Here is a 3,086-nt window from a genome sequence, read left to right as displayed (position 1 = left end):
CGATGTTGTCGGTGGCGTGCGAGAAGCTCGGATCGGCGACGTTCCAGGTGGCAAGGCCGGCGACGCCGAAGGCGACGAGCGTGAACAGACCGGCGCCGACCAGCCGCCCAAGCTGACGCCGCGCGAATGCCTGGATGCCGTGCCCCGTATCAGTTAGCGCGAGCGGTGCTGAAGCGCCTGAACGCATGCCTCTTCCCCGTCTGTGAGTGCCTCGCCGGACGCATGACGCACGCCGGCAGATTCGGATGACAGACTATCGGCGGGAAGGTTAAGGGCGCATTAACTATAAGAGGTTGAAGCGGCCTGGGCGCGCATCACCGGCGGTTGAATTGTTGTTGCCGGACACGCGGCTTTCCGCAGCCTGGCCGCGCATGCAAAAAAGCCTCGCGAGCCGGAGCCAGCGAGGCTTTCGTTGTGGAGAGCGAAAGTGGGATTTCACCTTCCATGATCCCGGGGGTTTGGATCGAGGCAAAGGCTAGCCGATGAAAGGTGCCGAACTGAATCACTCTGAATCACATTCGCTTGATGCTCACGTGAGGATCGTCGGTTGTCGCAATGGATAAAGCTTGACGCCGGCTTTATCGGTTCGGGCGACGAAGGCGGGCCGCGCGGCCCGCCATCTCTCATTGGAACAAGGATGCGATCGGGCCCGTCTGGAACCGATCTGTAGCAATCACTTGTGACCGGCGTACATCATCAAGTTGGCGCAGAATTCGGCATGAGGCTTGCTCATCGCCGCGTCCTGGCACTCCTTCATCATCATGTCTTGCTTGTCTTTGGCCGTCGCAGCCCAGGCCGCCTTGAAATCGGCTTCCGGCTTCATGGTTTTCATGCCGGTATCGGTGAAGAATGGCGCCATGTTGTCCGGTTCGTCGAGAGCACCGGCCAATGCGGCGCCGCTGACCATGGAGAGAGCGAGTGCTCCGAGGAAGATGCTCTTGATATTCATCGGTTGGTTCCTTCCCTGTTGTTAGCGAGCGCCAGAACGGCGGTCGCTACCCCAGTACGGAGCCGGAAGGCCCAATGTTTCTTTCCGCTGGCACATCACGCGACCGTGATCGCGTGAAACGATTCCTCGTTCGCCCAATTGAGGCGCACGATTTTCCAAAAAAGGAGGCCCGGAAGATGTTTCCGGGCCTCAATGCGTGAGCACCTTTCGGAGCGTCACGACGGGATTGTTGAGCAATTCCGGAAAAATGCGTAGCGGCTTCGGTCGGAATTGCGTGAAACGGATCCGCCGCCGGCGGGAGGATGCCGGCGCCGGATGGTCGATAGGCTCACGGCACCACTTCGCCGTGCTGGCTGATGTCGAGGCCTTCGATTTCTTCCTGGCTGCTCGGACGCAGGCCGACCAGGGCCTTGACGATGTAGAGGATCACGAAGGTCGCGATCGCCGTCCACAGGATAGTGAAGACGATGCCGTAGATCTGGGTGCCGACCGAGGCGCCCTTGCCGAGCGCGTTGATCTCGGGATCGGCCAGCGCGCCGGTGAGCAGCGCGCCGATGATGCCGCCGACGCCGTGCACGCCGAAGGCATCGAGCGAGTCGTCATAGCCGAGGATGTGCTTCACCTTGACGGCCGAGATATAGCAGACGACGCCGGCGACGATGCCGATGATGAAGGCGCCGGTCGGATTGACGAAGCCGGAGGCGGGCGTCACGGCGACCAGGCCGGCGACGGCGCCCGAGATGATGCCGAGCACGCTCGGCTTCTTGGCGATGATCCATTCGGCGAACATCCAGGCGAGCGCCGCTGCGGCGGTGGCGACCTGGGTGTTCAGCATCGCGGCGCCGGCGAGGCCGTCGGCGGCCAGTTCCGAACCGGCGTTGAAGCCGAACCAGCCAACCCACAGCAGCGAAGCGCCGATGACCGAATAGACGAGGTTGTGCGGCGCCATGTTGGCGGTGCCGTAGCCCTCGCGCTTACCGAGGACGAGGGCGCAGACCAGACCCGCGACACCGGCGTTGATGTGGACGACCGTGCCGCCGGCAAAGTCGAGAACGCCGGCCGAACCGAGGAAGCCGCCGCCCCACACCCAATGGGCGATCGGCGCATAGACGAACACCAGCCACAGGCCCATGAAGATGAGCAGGGCCGAGAATTTCATGCGCTCGGCGAAGGCGCCGGCGATCAGCGCAGGCGTGATGATGGCGAAGGTCAGCTGGAACATCGAGAAGACGAATTCAGGAATGTTCGCCACGCCCGGCAGCCACAGCGTCGCGGTGGTGATGCCGTGGTGGAAGAACTTGGAGAAGCCGCCGACATAGGCATTGGTGCTGCCGCCGTCGGAGAAGGCCAGCGAATAGCCGAACATGAACCACAGCACCGTCACCAGGCAGGTGATGGCGAAGCTCTGCATGATGGTGGCGAGCACGTTCTTCTTGCGCACCATGCCGCCGTAGAACAGCGCCAGGCCCGGGATGGTCATCATCAGCACCAGCGCCGTCGAGGTCAGCATCCAGGCGGTGTTGCCGGTGTCGAGCGTTGGCGCCGGCGTGGCGGGGGCCGCTGCCGGAGCCGCGGCTTCCTGCGCGAAGGCGGCGACCGTGCCCAGGGCCGTCAGGGCGAGCGCGCCGAGAGCAGTCGCGCGCCCCGTCGTCTTAAAGGTGGAAGGAATATTCATTGAACTCTCCGTTGGAATGGGGGATCGCCGCTCAGAGCGCGTCGGTGTCTGTTTCGCCGGTGCGGATGCGCACCGCCTGGTCGATGCCGAAGACGAAGATCTTGCCGTCGCCGATCTGGCCGGTCTTGGCCGCCGACGTAATGGCTTCGACGGCCTTGTCGACCATGTCGGCACCAACCGCGACCTCGATCTTGATCTTGGGCAGGAAGCTGACCGCGTATTCCGCGCCGCGATAGATTTCCGTATGTCCCTTCTGACGCCCGTAGCCTTTGACTTCGGTGACGGTCAGGCCCTGGATGCCGACTGCGGTGAGCGCTTCGCGCACCTCATCGAGCTTGAACGGCTTGATGATTGCCATCACGATTTTCATAAGGTTTCACCCTTTGCTGTTGCGGGTCCCCCGCGTTTGCACACCTTCACCGATCCTCATGAGAGCCGGAAAGTGCGCAATAGGATTCAAGC

4 protein-coding genes are annotated in these 3,086 nt (G+C 62.8%); all 4 read right to left on the bottom strand.

The features are described 5' to 3' along the window. On the bottom strand, positions 1-187 hold a 187-nt coding region (locus EN742_RS29820), incomplete at its 3' end, for a hypothetical protein (RefSeq protein ID WP_148670350.1). A gap of 486 nt (positions 188-673) precedes the next feature. Continuing rightward, positions 674-949, bottom strand: a complete 276-nt coding sequence (locus EN742_RS29815) for a hypothetical protein (protein ID WP_126057501.1) — start codon at positions 947-949, stop codon at positions 674-676. Between the two features lie 328 nt (positions 950-1,277). Next, on the bottom strand, positions 1,278-2,624 hold the full coding sequence (locus tag EN742_RS29810) for an ammonium transporter (protein WP_127406316.1): 1,347 nt from the start codon (positions 2,622-2,624) through the stop codon (positions 1,278-1,280). Between the two features lie 31 nt (positions 2,625-2,655). Then, complete coding sequence (locus EN742_RS29805) at positions 2,656-2,994, bottom strand: P-II family nitrogen regulator (protein WP_027169082.1); 339 nt, start codon at positions 2,992-2,994, stop codon at positions 2,656-2,658. Positions 2,995-3,086: the final 92 nt, after the last annotated feature.

It is taken from the genome of Mesorhizobium sp. M4A.F.Ca.ET.020.02.1.1, from assembly GCF_004022645.1.
Classification (GTDB): domain Bacteria; phylum Pseudomonadota; class Alphaproteobacteria; order Rhizobiales; family Rhizobiaceae; genus Mesorhizobium.
Note: the sequence above shows the minus strand (reverse complement) of the source record. Positions and strands in the feature narration are given on the sequence as shown.

Coding starts and splice junctions, on each gene's coding strand:
- EN742_RS29815 (WP_126057501.1), bottom strand. CDS start 949: ATGAATATCAAGAGCATCTTCCTCGGAGCACTCGCTCTCTCCATGGTC.
- EN742_RS29810 (WP_127406316.1), bottom strand. CDS start 2,624: ATGAATATTCCTTCCACCTTTAAGACGACGGGGCGCGCGACTGCTCTC.
- EN742_RS29805 (WP_027169082.1), bottom strand. CDS start 2,994: ATGAAAATCGTGATGGCAATCATCAAGCCGTTCAAGCTCGATGAGGTG.